The sequence below is a fragment of the Pseudomonas fulva NBRC 16637 = DSM 17717 genome, assembly GCF_000730565.1.
Taxonomy (GTDB): Bacteria; Pseudomonadota; Gammaproteobacteria; order Pseudomonadales; family Pseudomonadaceae; genus Aquipseudomonas; species Aquipseudomonas fulva.
The window spans coordinates 108,427-126,005 of record NZ_BBIQ01000008.1; the positions used below are offsets into that span (position 1 = coordinate 108,427).

Below are 17,579 nucleotides of genomic sequence, written 5' to 3' on the forward strand. Positions count from 1 at the left end.
CCTTGCGGCCCCAGCCGACCCTCACGCCCCGGTACCACCCACCGTGATCGCATCGAGTTTCAAGGTCGGTTGGCCTACACCGACCGGCACGGACTGCCCGTCCTTGCCGCATGTCCCTACCCCACTGTCGAGCGACAGGTCGTTGCCGACCATCGACACACGGCTCATCGCCTCCGGGCCATTGCCAATCAAGGTCGCGCCTTTGACCGGGGCGGTGATCTTGCCATCCTCGATCAGGTAGGCCTCGCTGGTCGAAAACACGAACTTGCCGCTGGTGATGTCCACCTGTCCGCCACCCAAATTCGCGCAGTAGATGCCCTTCTTCACCGACGCGATGATCTCCTGCGGGTCGCTTTCACCGGCCCGCATGTAAGTGTTGGTCATGCGCGGCATCGGCAAGTGGGCATAGGATTCCCGTCGGCCGTTACCCGTCACCGCCATGCCCATCAGGCGCGCATTGAGCTTGTCCTGCATGTAGCCCTTGAGCACGCCGTTTTCGATCAGGGTGGTGCACTCGGTCGGCGTACCTTCGTCGTCCACGCTCAAGGAGCCACGTCGGCCTTCCAGGGTGCCATCATCGACGATGGTGCACAGGCTGGACGCGACCTTCTGGCCGATTCGGCCGCTGAATGCCGAACTGCCCTTGCGGTTGAAATCGCCTTCCAGGCCATGGCCAACCGCCTCGTGCAACAGCACGCCGGACCAACCAGGCCCCAGCACCACGGGCAGGGTGCCGGCAGGCGCAGCAACGGCCTCCAGGTTCACCAACGCCTGGCGCAGTGCCTCGCGGGCATAGCCCATCACCCGCTCCTCGGTGAAGAAGCGATAGTCGGTGCGCCCGCCGCCGCCCTGCCCGCCGCGTTCGCGACGGCCGTTCTGCTCGACGATGACGCTGACGTTGAAGCGCACCAGGGGCCGTACGTCGGCCGCCAGGCTGCCATCGGCGGCCGCGACCAGGATCCGCTCCCAGACGCCGGCCATGCTGACGCTGACCTGCTGGATACGCGGGTCCAGTGCACGGGTAGCGGCATCGACACGCTTGAGCAGCTCGACCTTCTCGGCACGGCTGAGCACGTCCAATGGATTATCCGCCGGGTAGAGAGTGGTCACGTCCTGGGCACGGAATGCCTGAACCGTGCCGTTCTGCCCGGCACGGGAAATCGATCGCGCGGCGCGCGCGGCGGAGGTCAAGGCTTCGAGATTGATGGCATTGCTGTAGGCAAAGCCGGTTTTTTCGCCGGCCTGGGCACGGACACCGACCCCCTGATCGAGGTTGAAGCTGCCTTCTTTGACAATCCCATCCTCCAGCGCCCAGGTTTCCGAAATCTGGCCCTGAAAGTACAGGTCGGCGGCGTCGATGCCTGGGCCGGCCAATTCACCCAGCACACTTTGCAGGCTGTCCAGGGTCAAGCCGCCTGGGGCCAGGAGCTGCTCGCTGACGGTGGATAACATCTGGCTCATAGTCACTCCGAGGTGTGCGCAGGCCGCAATGCGCCCTGCGAGAAGAAGCGCCGGTGATCGATCACCGGCATGCGCGCCCGAATGGACGCCTGTTCGTCACTGTCGCGCTCGGCAAGCAGTACCGCTTCGCCTTGCGCCTGTTGCGCCACGATGCGCCCCCATGGGTCGACGATCGCCGCGTGGCCGTGGGTCTGGCGCTGGCCGGGGTGAAGCCCGCCTTGGGCTGCGGCCAGCATGTAGCATTGCGTTTCGATGGCGCGTGCGCGGATCAGCACGTCCCAATGCGCCGCCCCTGTCACCGCCGTGAACGCCGACGGTGCACTGATCAGTTCTGCCCCGGCTGCGCGCAGGTGGCTGTACAACTCGGGAAAGCGCAGGTCGTAGCACACGCTCAGGCCCAACCGCCCCACCGGCGTATCAGCAACCACCACCTGCGCACCGGGGGCGTAATCATCGGATTCACGATAGCGGCCACGATTGTCGGCGACATCCACATCGAACAGGTGCAACTTGTCATACCGCGCGACCTGCTGCCCATGCTCGTCGATCAACAACGAACAGGCATGTGCCTTGGCCTTGGGCTGACCGGTCGGCGGCAGGGCAATGGTGCCTGCGACAATCCATAACCTGAGGTCACGAGCCACGCGTTTCAACCAGGGCAGGATCGGGCCTTCGCCGAGGGCCTCGGCGCGGCCGATCGCCGCGGCGTCTGCACGCCCCATGGCGGCGAAGTTCTCCGGCAGCACGGCCAGCCTGGCGCCACCTGATGCCGCCTGTTCCAGAAGCTTGCTCGCCTGGCGCAGGTTACCCTGCACATCATCCTGGCTGACCATCTGGATCACTGCCGCCTTCATCGACCCTCCTGGCGCTATTTCTGGAATGGTTTCACAAAGGTAATCTTAGGCTCTTTCCACGGCCCTACTACCCGGTAATGCACGCTGGCAAAGCGCGACACCCGATCGCCAATCAGCCGGTCGACCAGAAACAGTGCGCCGCCCACGGCCGGGGCGCCGACGATCAGCGCTGCCAGGGGAAGGTTGTTGGTGACCGGCAGGCTGACCTGCAGGTTGGCAGCGACCCGCTCACGCACCATGTCCAGGGTACCATCGAGTTCGAAATCGCTCGACGGGCCGGTTACCTTGATCGGCGTGCGGGTTACGTATACCCCTTCACTGGCCACCAGCAGCCCCTTGAGCCGGTCGTAGGCCAGGCCCTTTTCGAACAAGTCGGAGAAGTCCAGGCGCAAGCGCCGACCAATGGCGTTGAAGTTCAGCAAGCCGAATACACGCAACGCTTGTGCGCCACCGTCCACCTCGACGAACTGCCCGCTGTGCAGCACTGCATCGAGGCTCCCGGAGAACCGCTTCAGGCTGATTGCCGCCGGGGAGCCCGGCCACCGCCCGTCCACGTCCATGCGAAAATCCCGGGCGGTTACCGTCGGTGCAAAGCCCCAGGCCGTGAGCACGTCACCCAGTTGCTTGCCTTGCACGCGGCCTTTGTACCAGCTCGTGCCGCCTGCGCCATCCCAACCACCAGCGCCGTCGATGCGCAGCCCCTTGAGGTTCAGATCGATGTCGCTGGCGTTCACACCGGTACGGGTCGGCCGCAGCTTGATCGCAGCGCTGCCGTACAGATCGTCACCGCGGTAAAACGTGTCGATGCGCACGTCCAGCGGCGGCACCTTGCGCGGATCGAACGACGCCAGCGGGTCGGCGCCGTCTTCGTCCTGCGCCTGGTCGGCATTGCCTGCCGGCAGGCGCAAGGTTTGCAGCCGCACCACGATAGGGGCGCCCTCGGCGTCGGGCACGCGCGCGTCGCCCACCACCTGCCGACTGTCCAGGCGCACGTCCCAGGCCGCCGACCCACGTGCCAGACGCACCCTCGCCTGGTTCAGCTCGGTACCGTAGGCCTTCAGGGCCCCGATGCTCAGGTCAACGCTCTGCAGTGTCTGGCGCGCATTGCCACCTGGATCGTCGCCCCCTAGCTTCTGCGCCTGAGCCTGCCAAGGCTCAAGGTCCAGGGTATCGAGGTGCCCACGGATACGCAGGCCGCGACCGCCGGGAGGCTGCGCTTGACCAGCACCAAGCAGCAGCTCACCAGCGCCCTGGTCCAGGTGCTCGGCTGGCGCCACGTAGGCTAGCCGGGCAAGATCGGTGTAGGCGGCGTCGATGTGCCGTTGCGCGCCTTGCAGGTTCATGCTGAAACGGCTGGCCCGACTGTCGGCAGGCGCTTTGCCAAAGGGCGCCGGCAGGTCGATCGACAGGCCTTTGAGGTCCGAATCGACGTTAATCAGGTTTTCACGTGCGCCAATGCTCAACTGCAGCTGGTACGGCAGCTCGCCAGACGCCGGCAGTGCCTGGTCGAAGTGCAGCCATTGGGTCAGTGCTTGCAGCGAAACCCGGCCGCTGGCGCTGATTCTGGTCTGCATCTGTCCCGGTTCGCCTACAGCGGCAATCTGTGCAGTGACCGGCTTGCCGAATGCCTGCAGGGAAATGCCCTTGCCACTGAGGCCCTTGTCGTAGTCGAAGCTGAAGTCGCCCTTCAGGCGCGTGAGTTCCAGCTCGGGCGATGCAATCTTGAGCCGTGCATCGCGCGTGGCGAAATCCACCTTCACCTTAGGTTGCTGCCCATGGGCCAGCGGGATGTCCAGCTTGACCTTGCCTTTGAGGGGGCCCTCACCTTCCCATCCTGCAAAGATTTCATTGGTGCCAATGGGCGCTTGCTTGAGTATCTTGAGCCCGTCCACCAGGCCACCCTCGAAATTGCCGTCCAAGTGCAAGTGGCTGTCACCCATGCCTTCCACATGTGGAATGTCGACTTTCACGTCGCTGACCTTGGTATCGAGCAGCACACCGCGTTGCGCCTTGATGCGCACACCGCTGTCCTCGATGAACACGTCGCCGTCCACATGCTGTACCTGTGGCCAGCCGGGCTGGAAGTCCAGGGTGGCATCATGAACTTTGAAGAACAGGCTGATGCTGCGAGCTTCGGGCTTGGCACCGTGATTGAGCGAGCCCTGGTACTGGAAGTAACCCTGGTCGACACTGCCTTTGACGATTGCGCTGCGCAGCCATTGGTCCAAGGCCGGGCTCAACACCTCGGGCAAGTACTTGGCGGTGTAGCGGCCATCGCCGTCGGTCAGACCGACACGCAGGTCCATGTAGTCTTCACGCCCTTCCTCGAACAACAGGCGGATGAGGAAGTCGCCTGCAATGTTGCCCTCCTCGCCCACGACCTTCAGGTAAGGAGCGATCAGGGTGAAGCCTTCCTTGTCCAGTGCCCAGGTCAGGCGCGCATTGGCTTTCTGGTAGTGCCAGGGTTTGGCGAAGATCGGATCCAGGTGCAGCATGAAAGCGTCGGTGTCCAGGCGCAGTTCGCCATGCCCAAGGTCGCCGCTGATGCTGCCGCTCACGTTACCGGCAGCCGGGGCGCCGTGATACGCATCGAAACCCACGCGCTCCAGGTTGCTTTCGAACGCCAGCCGGCGATCGCCGTCGGCCTTGGGCCGGGCCGTCAGGTGCACATTGCGCAGGGCACCTGTGACATTGAGGCCATCGATCACCGCCAGCACTTGCTGGCCCATGGGCGCCAAGGCGTGGATCAGCGGCGTGAGAGGGGTCAGCTCCACACGGTCGGCCTGCACCTGCCAGCTTTCATCGGCCGGGGCCGCACCGTTGCGCTGCATCAACCGCAGCCGCGAGGCCCAATGCGTGTCGCCAATGTCCATCGCCAACGCGTCGACAATGACGTCGAAGCCCTCATCCTGACGCTCGAACCAGGCATTGAGGGCGAGGCTGTCTACCTTGACCGGTTTGCGCGTGTCATAGGCCCCTTGCAGGTGCGGCGCATTCAGGCGTACGGCGCCTTGGTGCAACTGACGGTCGCGCCACTCGAACCAGGCTTCACCGCCTGCCTGAAGCACCTGGGCATGCCACTGCCCCAACAGCCGGGGCGGCAACCAGCGTGCCCAGTCACTGTGCGGCAGGTTGAGATAGCCCTGTACCTGCGCATCACGCCAGGCTTCGGCCGAAGCGCGGCTGCGCGCGCTCAGCGTCAGGGGTTGGCCATCTGGCAAGGTTGCCCGCAGGTCCAACGATTGCCGCGAGGGCCCCGCCAGCAAGCCTGCGCTGACATAGGTCAGCGTCAGCGGATCACGCTGCCAGGCGTGGAGGGTAACTTGGCTGTCGAACACATCGACCCGCCCAAGCCGGCGCAGGTCCTTGAGCAATTGCTCGGGCTGCAAGGGTGCGTCGTCCTGCTTGGGCAGACCCTCGAGCTTCCACTTGCCGGCTTCATCCTCTCGGGCGATCAGTTGCAGGCCAGCCAGCTGGATGCGCGCCAGGCGCACTTCACCTGCGACCAGGCTGCCCCAGACATCCGGCACCACGGTGACGTCATCGAGCCGCAAGGCCGTGCCGCCTTCACCGATTTGCAGGTCGCGTACGGTCAGCACCGGCGACAGCCTGCTCCAGCGGCCCTGAAGCGCGCCAATGTGCACCGGCACACCCAGCGCTCCGGCGACCTTGGCCTGCACCGTGCTGCGGTACTCGGCCGCCAGCGGCACCAAGGCCCGGCCAAGGCTGGCGTACAGCGCCACTGCGATGACCAGCAACGCGCAAGCCCCCAGCCCCCAACGGGTCAGGACACTCAGAACGCGGCTTAGACGTCCCATGGCCATGGCCCTCCAGGTCGTATATGCATAATGGCCCGTGGTGCAGTTTTCGCCATGCCGATCGAACCGGGTCGGGTTTCAGCAGGCCTCAGAGCAGCACCACGTCATACTGCTCTTGCGAATACATCGACTCGACCTGGAAGCGAATGGTTCGCCCGATGAAGGCCTCGAGTTCAGCCACGTTGCCAGACTCTTCGTCCAACAGGCGATCGACCACCTTCTGATTGGCCAGCACGCGATAGCCTTCCGCCTGGTAGGCGCGGGCTTCACGCAGGATTTCGCGAAAGATCTCGTAACAGATGGTTTCGGGCGTTTTGAGCTTGCCTCGCCCCTGGCAAGCCTGGCACGGTTCGCACAGCACCTGCTCAAGGCTCTCCCGGGTGCGCTTGCGGGTCATCTGCACCAAGCCCAACTCGGTGATGCCGATGATGTTGGTCTTGGCGTGGTCGCGCTCCAGCTGTTTTTCCAGCGTTCGCAGCACCTGACGCTGGTGATCCTCGTCTTCCATGTCGATGAAGTCGATGATGATGATGCCGCCGATGTTGCGCAGCCGCAGTTGCCGGGCAATGGCGGTGGCGGCCTCCAGGTTGGTCTTGAAGATGGTTTCTTCCAGGTTGCGGTGACCCACGAAGGCGCCGGTGTTGACGTCGATGGTGGTCATCGCCTCGGCCGGATCCACCACCAGGTAGCCACCCGACTTCAACGGTACCTTGCGATCCAGGGCGCGCTGAATTTCATCCTCGACACCGTACAGGTCGAAGATGGGCCGTTCGCCTGGGTAGTGTTCCAGACGGTCGGCGATTTCAGGCATCAGCTCTTGCACGAACTGCGTGGTGCGCTGGAAGGTTTCCCGCGAGTCGATGCGGATTTTTTCGATCTTCGGGTTGACCAGGTCGCGCAGGGTACGCAGCGCCAGGCCCAAGTCTTCGTAGATGACCAGGGGTGCGCCACAGGTCTTGATCTGCGCCCCGATCTGCTCCCACAACCGCCGCAGGTAGCGAATATCCTGCAGGATCTCCTCAACCCGCGCGCCTTCGGCGGCGGTGCGCAGAATGAAGCCGCCAGCGCCTTGTATGTTCTCGCTGTCCACGCAATCACTGACCACGCGCTTGAGGCGTTCACGCTCGGCCTCGTCCTCGATCTTGAGCGAAATGCCCACGTGGCTGCTACGCGGCATGTAGACCAGGTAGCGCGACGGGATCGACAACTGGGTGGTCAGCCGCGCGCCTTTGCTGCCGATGGGGTCTTTGGTGACCTGTACCACCAGGGCCTGGCCTTCATGGACCAGGGCGGTAATGTTTTCCACGGCCGAGCCTTCGCGCTGCGAAATCTCCGAGGCATGGATGAACGCTGCCCGTTCCAGCCCGATGTCCACGAACGCCGCCTGCATGCCAGGCAGCACCCTGACCACCTTGCCCTTGTAGATATTGCCGACGATGCCGCGACGCTGGGTGCGCTCGACGTGCACTTCCTGCAGTACCCCGTTTTCCACCACCGCCACGCGTGACTCCATCGGGGTGATGTTGATCAGGATCTCTTCGCTCATGGCAGGTTCTCGTCCAGGGTCTTGTTCTAATGATGGATGGCGCAAACGGTGCTGGCTACTGCGGGCGCGTCACCTCAGGTTCCGAGGCCGCCTGTTGCCAGCAAGCGATGCCGAAGCACTCGAGCAACTGTGCCGTTTCGCTCAATGGCAGGCCGACCACGGCCGAATAGCTGCCAATCAGCCCGGTGACGAATACCGCGCCCAGTCCTTGAATCGCATAGCCGCCCGCCTTGTCTGCCGGCTCGCCGCTGGCCCAGTAGCGCTGCGCTTCCTGCTGGTGGATGTCGCGAAAGCGGACGGTGCTGCTGACACACAAGCTCTCGACACGCGTGCCGTCATCGAGCGCCACGGCCGTCAATACCTGGTGTTCGCGGCCGGACAACCGGGCCAGCATGCCCAGGGCGTCGTCACGGTGCTCGGGTTTGCCCAGAATATGGCCGTCAAGCACGACGGCCGTGTCAGCGCCCAACACCACAGCGCCCTCGTTCGCGGTCTCGGCCGGTTCGAGACGGGCACGGCCCGCTGCAGCCTTGGCTTTGGCCAGGCGCTGCACATACACCTCGGCGCTTTCGCCAGGCAGCGGGGTTTCATCGATGGGCGCGCTGGCAACCCTGAAGCGTACGCCGATCTGCGTCAACAGCTCGCGCCGACGTGGAGAGCCGGAAGCCAGGTATAGCGGGGTCATTCGGACATCTCCCTGTCAGCGGCCACCAAGCCGTCAATTGATGTGCAAGCGTCGGCGAAGGTCGCGCAAGGCAAAGCTGATCCACGGCCAGAGCAGCGCGCTGATCACGGCCGACCAGACCAGCGCCAGGGTAGGCAGGCGATTACCGGTCAAGGCACTGAGCCACAGCTGGAGCAACTGTGCAATGCCGAAGACCACCAGGATGATCAGGCTTTGCTGCCACATGGGGAACATGCGCAGGCGCTGTTGCAGCGACAGCACCAAGAATGTGATCAGGGTGAGGATCAACGCGTTCTGCCCCAACAGGGTGCCGTACAGCACGTCCTCGGCTAGGCCAAGCATGAACGCTGTGGCCATGCCGACCTTGTGCGGCACGTTCAAGGTCCAGAACGACACCAGCAACGCCAGCCACATAGGCCGAAAGACTTCCATGAACTGCGGCATGGGCGAGACACTGAGCAGCAGGCCAACGGCAAATGTCAGCCAGATGACCCAACCATTGTTGCGGCGCGATGCGGCCATCACTGCCTCCGGGGTTGAGTGGGCGCAGCGGGCGCTGCGGCCGGGCTTGCGGACTGTGCAGCTGGCGCTGTGGCGGGCGTACTGGACTGGGTGGCAGGCGCAGGGGTTACGGCAGGCGCGCCGTTTGCAGGGGTACCGTTTGCGGGAGTGCCGTTTGCAGGCGCACCTTGACCGGTCGTACCAGCACCCTGAGCAGGAGCCCTCTCGCCTTTGCGGTCTGCTTCTTCCTGGGCAATCGCGGCATCGGTGGCGCGCTGCTCGGGCGTACGCCGGTCGCTGAACACCAGCAGCATGTAACGGCTACGGTTGAGCGCCGCGGTGGGGATGGCGCGCACAATGGCGAATGGCTGGCCGGAATCGTGGATCACCTCGTTGACGGTGGCCACGGGATAACCGGCGGGGAAGCGTTGGCCCATGCCGGAGCTGACCAGCAGGTCGCCTTCCTTGATGTCCGCCGTATCGGCCACGTGGCGCAACTCGAGGCGCTCCGGGTTGCCGGTACCGCTGGCAATGGCGCGCAAACCGTTGCGGTTGACCTGCACGGGAATGCTGTGGGTGGTATCGGTGAGCAGCAAGACCCGCGAGGTATAGGGCATCAGTTCGACCACCTGCCCCATCAGGCCGCGAGCGTCGAGCACCGGTTGACCGAGAAACACGCCATCGCGCTCACCCTTGTTGATCAGGATGCGGTGTGTGAAGGGGTTGGGATCGACGCCGATCAATTCGGCAACTTCGACCTTTTCGTCAACCAGCGCCGAGGAATTGAGCAGCTCACGCAGGCGCACGTTCTGCTCGGTCAACGCCGCCAGCTTCTGCAGGCGACCTTGCAGCAGCAAGGCCTCGGTCTTGAGTTTCTCGTTCTCGGCAATCAGCTCGTTGCGGCTGCCGAACTGGCCCGCCACCCCTTGCCAGGCGCGTTGCGGCAAGTCGGTGATCCAGTACGATTCCATGAGCACCAGGCCCATCTGGCTGCGAACGGGCTTGAGCAGGTCAAAGCGCGCGTCGACGACCATCAACGCGACCGACATCACCACCAGGACGAGCAGGCGAACGCCCAGCGACGGGCCCTTGGAGAAAAGCGGTTTAATGGGCCGTTCCTCGTGGACGACTCAGGAAGTCATTGGACATGGGACAAGGCACCAGCCTGGTTACGAATTGACGGATGAGGCGCCCGGACGGGCACCGGCCAGCACATACAGGTAGCACTGTGCGTGCTACCTGTAAACCGGGGCTCACGAGCCGCGAGGACGAATCACTCGCTCGAGAGCAGGTCCATTGCGTGCTTGTCCATCATTTCCAGGGCTCGACCGCCGCCGCGGGCGACACAGGTCAACGGGTCTTCGGCGACGATGACCGGCAGCCCGGTTTCCTGGGCCAGCAGCTTGTCCAGGTCACGCAGCAGTGCGCCGCCGCCGGTCAACACCAGGCCACGTTCGGCGATGTCGGAAGCCAGTTCGGGTGGCGACTGCTCCAGGGCGCTCTTGACCGCCTGAACGATGGTCGCCAGCGACTCCTGCAGCGCTTCGAGCACTTCGTTGGAGTTCAGGGTGAACGCACGCGGTACGCCTTCGGCAAGGTTACGGCCGCGAACGTCGACTTCGCGCACTTCACCGCCCGGGTAGGCAGTACCGATTTCCTGCTTGATGCGCTCGGCGGTGGATTCGCCGATCAGGCTGCCGTAGTTACGGCGCACGTAGGTCACGATGGCTTCGTCGAAGCGGTCACCACCGACACGCACCGATTCGGCATAGACCACCCCGTTGAGCGAGATCAACGCGATTTCGGTGGTACCACCGCCGATGTCGACGACCATGGAGCCACGGGCCTCTTCGACCGGCAGGCCGGCACCGATGGCGGCCGCCATGGGTTCTTCGATCAGGAACACTTCGCGGGCACCTGCTCCCAGGGCCGACTCGCGAATGGCGCGGCGCTCAACCTGGGTGGACTTGCACGGCACGCAGATCAGCACACGAGGGCTGGGCTGCAGGAAGCTGTTCTCATGAACCTTGTTGATAAAGTATTGCAACATTTTTTCGCAGACGCTGAAGTCGGCGATCACGCCGTCCTTCATCGGACGAATGGCTGCGATGTTGCCAGGCGTACGGCCCAGCATGCGTTTGGCTTCGGTACCGACGGCGACGACGCTTTTCTGATTGCCATGGGTACGGATGGCAACAACCGAGGGCTCATTCAGGACGATACCGCGCTCACGCACGTAAATTAGGGTGTTGGCAGTACCCAGGTCGATGGACAGATCGCTGGAAAACATGCCACGCAGTTTCTTGAACATGGGAAAGTGACCCTGGGGAAAGCGTGGGTAAAAAAGTGCGGCAAACTCTAACAATGGCAGGGATTTTGGGCAAGGAGCCAATATGTTAAATTGGCTGTTTTTCCGAGCATGCCAGCCGATGATCGCGGCTATTGGACCGCCAAAAAGCTGACATGTTCCTCATTGCGGACACTGAATCCGTTCTTTCTATCCTTCTGGAGATCCCCATGGCGCTTGAACGCTGCGACGTGGAAAAGATCGCCCATCTGGCCCGACTGGGCCTAAATGATGGCGAACTGCCACGCATTACCGACGCCTTGAACAGCATCCTCGGGTTGGTCGACCAGATGCAAGCGGTGGACACCGCCGGCATCGAACCCCTGGCTCACCCCCTTGAGGCCAGCCAGCGCCTGCGCCCCGACCAGGTCACCGAGCACAACCAGCGTGACGCTTATCAGGCCGTCGCCCCACAGACCGAAAACGGTCTGTACCTGGTTCCGAAAGTCATCGAGTAAGGGATAGAGCCTGCCATGCATCAATTGACCCTGGCCGAGATCGCCCGCGGACTCGCCGACAAGTCGTTTTCCTCCGAAGAGCTGACCGGCGCCCTGCTGGCCCGTATCAAGCAGCTCGACCCACAGCTCAACAGCTTCATCACCGTGACCGACGAGCTGGCCCTGGGCCAGGCACGTGCTGCCGATGCCCGCCGCGCCGCTGGCGAAGGCGGGGCGTTGCTGGGCGCGCCCATTGCCCACAAGGACCTGTTCTGCACCCAGGGCGTGCGCACCAGCTGCGCGTCGAAGATGCTCGACACCTTCAAGGCGCCCTATGACGCCACCGTGGTGGCCAAGCTCGCCGAAGCTGGCATGGTCACGCTGGGCAAGACCAACATGGACGAGTTCGCCATGGGCTCGGCCAACGAATCGAGCCACTACGGCGCGGTGAAAAACCCCTGGAACCTCGAGCACGTACCGGGTGGCTCGTCGGGCGGCTCGGCCGCTGCCGTGGCGGCGCGCCTGTTGCCGGTGACCACCGGCACCGACACCGGCGGCTCGATCCGTCAGCCGGCCGCACTGACCAACCTCACCGGCCTCAAGCCTACCTATGGCCGCGTCTCGCGCTGGGGCATGATCGCCTATGCCTCGAGCCTGGACCAGGGCGGCCCCCTGGCCCGCACGGCCGAGGACTGCGCGCTGCTGCTGCAAGGCATGGCCGGCTTCGACGCCAAGGATTCGACCAGCATCGAGGAGCCGGTTCCCGACTACAGCGCCACCCTGGGTGATTCGCTGCAAGGGTTGCGTATCGGTCTGCCGAAAGAGTACTTCGGGGCTGGCCTGGACCCGCGCATCGCCGACCTCGTGCAGGCCAGCGTCAAGGAGCTGGAAAAGCTCGGCGCGGTGGTCAAGGAAATCAGCCTGCCGAACATGCAACACGCCATCCCGGCGTACTACGTGATCGCTCCGGCAGAAGCGTCCTCGAACCTGTCGCGTTTCGACGGTGTTCGCTTCGGTCATCGCTGCGAGGCGCCCAAGGACCTGACCGACCTGTACAAGCGTTCCCGCGGCGAAGGCTTCGGCGCCGAAGTGCAGCGCCGGATCATGGTCGGTACCTACGCCCTGTCGGCGGGCTACTATGACGCGTACTACGTGAAGGCCCAGCAAATTCGCCGCCTGATCAAGAACGACTTCATGGCTGCCTTCAAGGATGTCGACCTGATTCTCGGCCCGACCACGCCCAACCCGGCCTGGAAACTGGGCGCCAAGAGCAGCGATCCGGTCGCCGCCTACCTCGAGGACGTCTACACCATCACGGCCAACCTCGCGGGCCTGCCAGGCCTGTCGATGCCAGCCGGCTTCGTCGATGGCCTGCCGGTAGGCGTGCAGTTGCTGGCGCCTTACTTCCAGGAAGGCCGCCTGCTCAACGTAGCCCATCGCTACCAGCAGGTGACCGACTGGCACACCCGCGCCCCTAACGGCTTCTGAGGAACAGACACATGCAATGGGAAGTTGTGATCGGGCTGGAAATTCACACTCAGCTCGCCACCCAGTCGAAAATCTTTTCCGGTAGTGCCACCACGTTTGGCTCGGAACCCAACACCCAGGCGAGCCTAGTCGACCTGGGCATGCCAGGTGTGCTGCCGGTCCTGAACCAGGAAGCGGTGCGCATGGCGTGCATGTTCGGCCTGGCCATCGATGCCGAGATCGGCAAGCGCAACGTGTTCGCGCGCAAGAACTACTTCTACCCCGACCTGCCCAAGGGCTATCAGATCAGCCAGATGGACCTGCCGATTGTGGGCAAGGGCCACCTGGACATCGCGCTGGAAGACGGCACCATCAAGCGCATCGGCGTGACCCGTGCCCACCTGGAAGAAGATGCGGGCAAGAGCCTGCACGAAGATTTCAGCGGCTCCACCGGCATCGACCTGAACCGTGCCGGCACCCCGCTGCTGGAAATCGTGTCCGAGCCCGACATGCGCAGCGCCAAGGAAGCGGTGGCCTATGTCAAGGCCATCCATGCGCTGGTGCGCTACCTGGGCATCTGCGACGGCAACATGGCCGAAGGATCACTGCGCTGCGACTGCAACGTGTCGATCCGGCCCAAGGGCCAGACCGAGTTCGGCACTCGCTGCGAGATCAAGAACGTCAACTCGTTCCGCTTCATCGAGCGCGCGATCAACAGCGAGATCCAGCGCCAGATCGACTTGATCGAGGACGGCGGCAAGGTGGTTCAGGAAACGCGCCTGTACGATCCGAACAAGGACGAGACCCGCTCCATGCGCAGCAAGGAGGAAGCCAACGACTACCGTTACTTCCCCGACCCGGACCTGCTGCCGGTGGTCATCGAGGACAGCTTCCTGGAAACCGTGCGCGCCGGCTTGCCGGAACTGCCCACCCAGAAAGTCGAGCGCTTCCAACGCCAGTACGGACTGTCGGCATACGATGCCAACGTTTTGGCATCGAGCCGTGAACAGGCCGACTACTTCGAGGAGGTGGTCAAGCTCGGGGGCGACGCCAAAATGGCCGCCAACTGGGTCATGGTCGAGCTGGGCAGCCTGCTCAACAAGCTGGGCATCGAGATTGACCAGGCCCCGGTCACCGCCGCGCAACTGGGCGGCATGCTGGTGCGCATCCGCGACAACACCATCAGCGGCAAGATCGCCAAGACCGTGTTCGAGGCCATGGCGGCAGGTGAAGGCGACGCCGACATCATCATCGAAAGCCGCGGCCTCAAGCAGGTCACCGACAGCGGCGCCATCGAGTCGATGCTCGACGAGGTGTTGGCGGCCAACGCCGAACAGGTCGAACAGTACCGCGCCGCCGACGAGGCCAAGCGCGGCAAAATGTTCGGTTTCTTCGTCGGCCAAGCCATGAAAGCTTCCAAGGGCAAGGCCAACCCTGGGCAGGTGAATCAGCTGCTCAAGGCCAAGCTCGAAGGCTGACCGCACCCTTCAGCGGGGGCTCGCCCTCGCTGACAGACCAGCAGAGGTTGACCAGGACACTGGTCCACCTCGGCTTGTCCCGCGCCCGGCCAAAAGCCCCGGCGCACCGGAGTACCTGTATGTTCAAACGTTCTTTGGCCAGCTTGGCCCTCTTTTCCTGTCTGGCAGGCTGCGCCAGCCATGACATCGACCCGCGAGGTTATGACCGCACGGGTACTGCCTCCTACTACGGCGCCCGCCATCACGGCAAACGCACCGCCAGCGGCGAGGCGTTCAATCAGCATGGCCTGACGGCGGCTCATCGCAACCTGCCGTTCGGCAGCCGGGTGCTGGTGACCAACCTGGCCAATCGGCGCAGCGTGGTGGTCCGCATCAACGACCGCGGCCCGCACGCCCGCAGCCGGCTGATCGACCTGTCTCGGGCTGCCGCTGAAAAAATCGGCATGGTGCGTAGCGGAACGGCGCGCGTGCGAGTACAAGGTCTTAGTGACTGACGACCAGGAGCTTTACCATTTTCGATCTGGCCACCCTCCCCACGTTCAGCCTGCTGCAGCTGGGCATCGCTTTGCTGCTGCTGGTCGCAGGCGCCGAACTGCTGGTACGGGCTGCACTGCGCCTGGCGCAACGCCTCCACGTGCGGCCGCTGATCATCGGGCTGAGCCTGGTGGCATTCGGCAGCACTGCCCCCCAGTTGACCCTCAGCCTGCAGGCCGCCTACCAAGGCGCACCGGACGTTGCCGTGGGCAGCGTCATCGGCAGCAACATCTTCAATGTGCTGGCCATTCTTGGCCTGGCAGCGCTGGTCATTCCCCTTCGCGTGTCTCGCCAGCTGGTACGCCTGGATATTCCGCTGATGATCCTGGCCAGCGCCCTGGTCTACGGGTTGGCTGCCAATGGCTATCTGGGCCGCGTTGAAGGCGTATTGCTGCTGATGGGGCTGGTGGGTTACCTGGCCATGCTCTGGCACCAGTCCCGTCACTACGCACGCACCTACCCTGCCCCGCCATCGGTGCCACAAAGCCCGGCACGCTTCTGGTGCGGGACGTTACTGTTGGTGATGGCAGGCCTGGCCCTGCTGAGCCTGGCCGGTCATCTGCTGCTCGACGCTGCCGTGGAAGTGGCCACTGACCTGGGCCTGTCCGAGCGCGTCATCGGCCTTACGGTGGTCGCCATCTGCACGTCGTTGCCGGAACTGGCAGCAGCCCTGATCGCTGCCTTGCGCGGTGAACGCGAGATCGCCGTGGGCACGGTGATCGGCAGCAACCTGTTCAACCTGTTGGGCGTATTGGGCCTGACCGCCGTGGTGACCCCCGAGCCCCTGTCGATTTCGCCCAATGCGCTGGATTTCGACCTGCCCGTCATGCTGGGTGTGGCCGCGTTGAGCTTGCCGGTGTTCTATTCAGGCTATCGCATCACCCGGGCCGAAGGGCTGGTGTTCCTGTGCCTGTACCTGGCCTACGGCCTGCACATCGCCGCGTTCACCATGGGCATGCCCCTGGCCGGACGCCTGGAGCGCCTGATGCTGCTCTACGTATTGCCCGTGCTGGCGGTTGTGTTGGTGTACACCACGGTGCGCGCCTGGCGCCGCCAGCATTGAGCACCCCAAGTCAGATCAGCGGCTGGCCTGACGGGCCTTCTTCAACTTGAAGGCTACCCAGAGCAGCAGGATCCAGCCAGGGATCAGCATCACCGAGATGCGAATGGGCGGCGTCAGGTACATCACCACCAGGATCAGCACGATGAAGGCCAGGCACAGGTAGTTGGTGAACGGATGGCCCAGGCTCTGGTAGAACGGCTGTACCCCTGCCGCGCGCTTGGCCTTGCGGAACTTGAGGTGGGTGATGCTGATGCTGGCCCAGTTGATCACCAGCGCCGACACCGCCAGTGCCATCAGCAGGCCAAAGGCTTCGCCGGGCATCAGGTAGTTGATCACCACACACAGGCCCGTGGCCAGGGCAGAAATGCCTAAAGCTGCCAGGGGTACACCGCTGCGGCTGACCTTCAGCAATTGACGCGGGGCGTCACCTTGGCTAGCCAGGCCGAACAGCATGCGACTGTTGGCGTACACGCAGCTGTTGTAGACCGACAGCGCCGCTGTCAGGACCACGATGTTGAGGATGGTCGCGACCAGGTCGCTGTCCAGCTCATGGAAGATCATCACAAATGGACTGCCGCCTTGTACCACCTTCTGCCAGGGGTACAACGAAAGCAGCACCGCCAGCGCGCCGATGTAGAAGATCAGGATCCGGTAGACCACCTGGTTGGTGGCCTTGGGAATGCTCTGGCGCGGATTGTCGGCTTCGGCGGCCGTGATGCCTACCAGTTCCAGGCCACCGAACGAAAACATGATCACGGCCAGGGCCATGACCAGGCCGCTCACGCCATTGGGGAAGAACCCGCCGTATTGCCACAGGTTGGCCACGCTGGCGTCCGGGCCGCCGTTACCGGTGCTGAGCAACCAGGCGCCGAAACCTATCATGCTGACGATGGCCACGACTTTTACCAAGGCGAACCAGAACTCCATCTCGCCATAGACCTTCACCTGGGTGAGGTTGATCAGGTTGATCACCACAAAGAAGATAGCGGCCGTGGCCCAGGTTGGAAAGTCAGGCCACCAGTACTGGACGTAGATACCCACCGCCGTCAGCTCGGCCATGCCGACCAACACGTAGACCACCCAGTAGTTCCAGCCAGACACGAAGCCTGCGAACTCGCTCCAGTACTGGTGGGCAAAATGGCTGAAGCTACCGGCCACCGGCTCTTCGACGACCATTTCCCCGAGCTGGCGCATGATCAGGAACGCCATCAGGCCAGCAATGGCATAGCCCAGCAAAACGGAGGGGCCGGCCAGCTGGATGGTCTGGGCAATGCCCAGGAACAACCCCGTGCCGATGGCGCCGCCGAGCGCGATCAGCTGGATGTGACGATTCTTCAGCCCGCGCTGTAACCGCTCGGGCGTGCTCTGGTCTTGCATGAAGTGTCCTT

Annotated in this window: 14 protein-coding genes; 5 read left to right on the forward strand and 9 right to left on the reverse strand. The window is 63.7% G+C overall.

All coding sequences use genetic code 11. From position 1 onward, the window contains the following. Positions 1-21 precede the first annotated feature (21 nt). The 8 genes from tldD to mreB form a co-directional block, all read right to left on the reverse strand. Positions 22-1,461: a metalloprotease TldD gene (tldD, locus tag PFU01S_RS10365; RefSeq protein ID WP_028687050.1), complete on the reverse strand. Its 1,440-nt coding sequence runs from the start codon at positions 1,459-1,461 to the stop codon at positions 22-24. Positions 1,462-1,463: 2 nt separating this feature from the next. After that, a complete protein-coding gene (locus PFU01S_RS10370; RefSeq protein ID WP_028687049.1) occupies positions 1,464-2,315 on the reverse strand; it encodes a carbon-nitrogen hydrolase family protein in 852 nt (283 codons plus the stop codon). 14 nt (positions 2,316-2,329) lie between these two features. Then, on the reverse strand, positions 2,330-6,139 hold the full coding sequence (locus PFU01S_RS10375) for a YhdP family protein (protein ID WP_028687048.1): 3,810 nt from the start codon (positions 6,137-6,139) through the stop codon (positions 2,330-2,332). Positions 6,140-6,221: 82 nt separating this feature from the next. Next, entirely contained in the window at positions 6,222-7,679 is a 1,458-nt protein-coding gene (rng, locus tag PFU01S_RS10380; protein ID WP_027913731.1) for a ribonuclease G, read from the reverse strand. A 55-nt stretch (positions 7,680-7,734) separates the two neighbouring features. After that, a complete protein-coding gene (locus PFU01S_RS10385; protein WP_028687047.1) occupies positions 7,735-8,364 on the reverse strand; it encodes a Maf family protein in 630 nt (209 codons plus the stop codon). A gap of 33 nt (positions 8,365-8,397) precedes the next feature. After that, a complete protein-coding gene (mreD, locus tag PFU01S_RS10390; RefSeq protein ID WP_027913729.1) occupies positions 8,398-8,886 on the reverse strand; it encodes a rod shape-determining protein MreD in 489 nt (162 codons plus the stop codon). Next, positions 8,886-9,914, reverse strand: coding sequence for a rod shape-determining protein MreC (mreC, locus tag PFU01S_RS10395; protein WP_028687046.1), 1,029 nt, complete (start codon positions 9,912-9,914; stop codon positions 8,886-8,888). Before mreC ends, mreD begins: the two co-directional genes overlap by 1 nt. 224 nt (positions 9,915-10,138) lie before the next feature. Then, positions 10,139-11,176, reverse strand: coding sequence for a rod shape-determining protein MreB (gene mreB / locus PFU01S_RS10400; RefSeq protein WP_003255163.1), 1,038 nt, complete (start codon positions 11,174-11,176; stop codon positions 10,139-10,141). Positions 11,177-11,382: 206 nt separating this feature from the next. Here mreB and gatC point away from each other — a divergent pair, with 206 nt between their 5' ends. The 5 genes from gatC (at position 11,383) to PFU01S_RS10425 (ending at position 16,191) form a co-directional block, all read left to right on the forward strand. Further along, on the forward strand, positions 11,383-11,670 hold the full coding sequence (gene gatC / locus PFU01S_RS10405) for an Asp-tRNA(Asn)/Glu-tRNA(Gln) amidotransferase subunit GatC (RefSeq protein ID WP_023533299.1): 288 nt from the start codon (positions 11,383-11,385) through the stop codon (positions 11,668-11,670). A gap of 15 nt (positions 11,671-11,685) precedes the next feature. After that, positions 11,686-13,137 (forward strand): Asp-tRNA(Asn)/Glu-tRNA(Gln) amidotransferase subunit GatA, encoded by a 1,452-nt coding sequence (gatA, locus tag PFU01S_RS10410; protein WP_027913726.1) that lies wholly within the window; start codon positions 11,686-11,688, stop codon positions 13,135-13,137. Between the two features lie 11 nt (positions 13,138-13,148). Beyond that, positions 13,149-14,594, forward strand: coding sequence for an Asp-tRNA(Asn)/Glu-tRNA(Gln) amidotransferase subunit GatB (gatB, locus tag PFU01S_RS10415; RefSeq protein WP_028687045.1), 1,446 nt, complete (start codon positions 13,149-13,151; stop codon positions 14,592-14,594). A 119-nt stretch (positions 14,595-14,713) separates the two neighbouring features. Beyond that, positions 14,714-15,088 (forward strand): septal ring lytic transglycosylase RlpA family protein, encoded by a 375-nt coding sequence (locus PFU01S_RS10420; RefSeq protein ID WP_023533371.1) that lies wholly within the window; start codon positions 14,714-14,716, stop codon positions 15,086-15,088. Positions 15,089-15,147: 59 nt separating this feature from the next. Next, complete coding sequence (locus tag PFU01S_RS10425) at positions 15,148-16,191, forward strand: calcium/sodium antiporter (RefSeq protein ID WP_028687044.1); 1,044 nt, start codon at positions 15,148-15,150, stop codon at positions 16,189-16,191. 15 nt (positions 16,192-16,206) lie between these two features. On the opposite strand, the gene PFU01S_RS10430 is transcribed toward PFU01S_RS10425, so the two are convergent. Continuing rightward, on the reverse strand, positions 16,207-17,568 hold the full coding sequence (locus PFU01S_RS10430; RefSeq protein ID WP_027913723.1) for an amino acid permease: 1,362 nt from the start codon (positions 17,566-17,568) through the stop codon (positions 16,207-16,209). Positions 17,569-17,579: the final 11 nt, after the last annotated feature.

Coding starts and splice junctions, on each gene's coding strand:
- mreC (WP_028687046.1), bottom strand. CDS start 9,914: ATGTCGGTCGCGTTGATGGTCGTCGACGCGCGCTTTGACCTGCTCAAG.
- PFU01S_RS10375 (WP_028687048.1), bottom strand. CDS start 6,139: ATGGCCATGGGACGTCTAAGCCGCGTTCTGAGTGTCCTGACCCGTTGG.
- rng (WP_027913731.1), bottom strand. CDS start 7,679: ATGAGCGAAGAGATCCTGATCAACATCACCCCGATGGAGTCACGCGTG.
- mreB (WP_003255163.1), bottom strand. CDS start 11,176: ATGTTCAAGAAACTGCGTGGCATGTTTTCCAGCGATCTGTCCATCGAC.
- mreD (WP_027913729.1), bottom strand. CDS start 8,886: ATGGCCGCATCGCGCCGCAACAATGGTTGGGTCATCTGGCTGACATTT.
- PFU01S_RS10430 (WP_027913723.1), bottom strand. CDS start 17,568: ATGCAAGACCAGAGCACGCCCGAGCGGTTACAGCGCGGGCTGAAGAAT.
- PFU01S_RS10420 (WP_023533371.1), top strand. CDS start 14,714: ATGTTCAAACGTTCTTTGGCCAGCTTGGCCCTCTTTTCCTGTCTGGCA.
- gatB (WP_028687045.1), top strand. CDS start 13,149: ATGCAATGGGAAGTTGTGATCGGGCTGGAAATTCACACTCAGCTCGCC.
- gatC (WP_023533299.1), top strand. CDS start 11,383: ATGGCGCTTGAACGCTGCGACGTGGAAAAGATCGCCCATCTGGCCCGA.
- PFU01S_RS10370 (WP_028687049.1), bottom strand. CDS start 2,315: ATGAAGGCGGCAGTGATCCAGATGGTCAGCCAGGATGATGTGCAGGGT.
- PFU01S_RS10385 (WP_028687047.1), bottom strand. CDS start 8,364: ATGACCCCGCTATACCTGGCTTCCGGCTCTCCACGTCGGCGCGAGCTG.
- tldD (WP_028687050.1), bottom strand. CDS start 1,461: ATGAGCCAGATGTTATCCACCGTCAGCGAGCAGCTCCTGGCCCCAGGC.
- gatA (WP_027913726.1), top strand. CDS start 11,686: ATGCATCAATTGACCCTGGCCGAGATCGCCCGCGGACTCGCCGACAAG.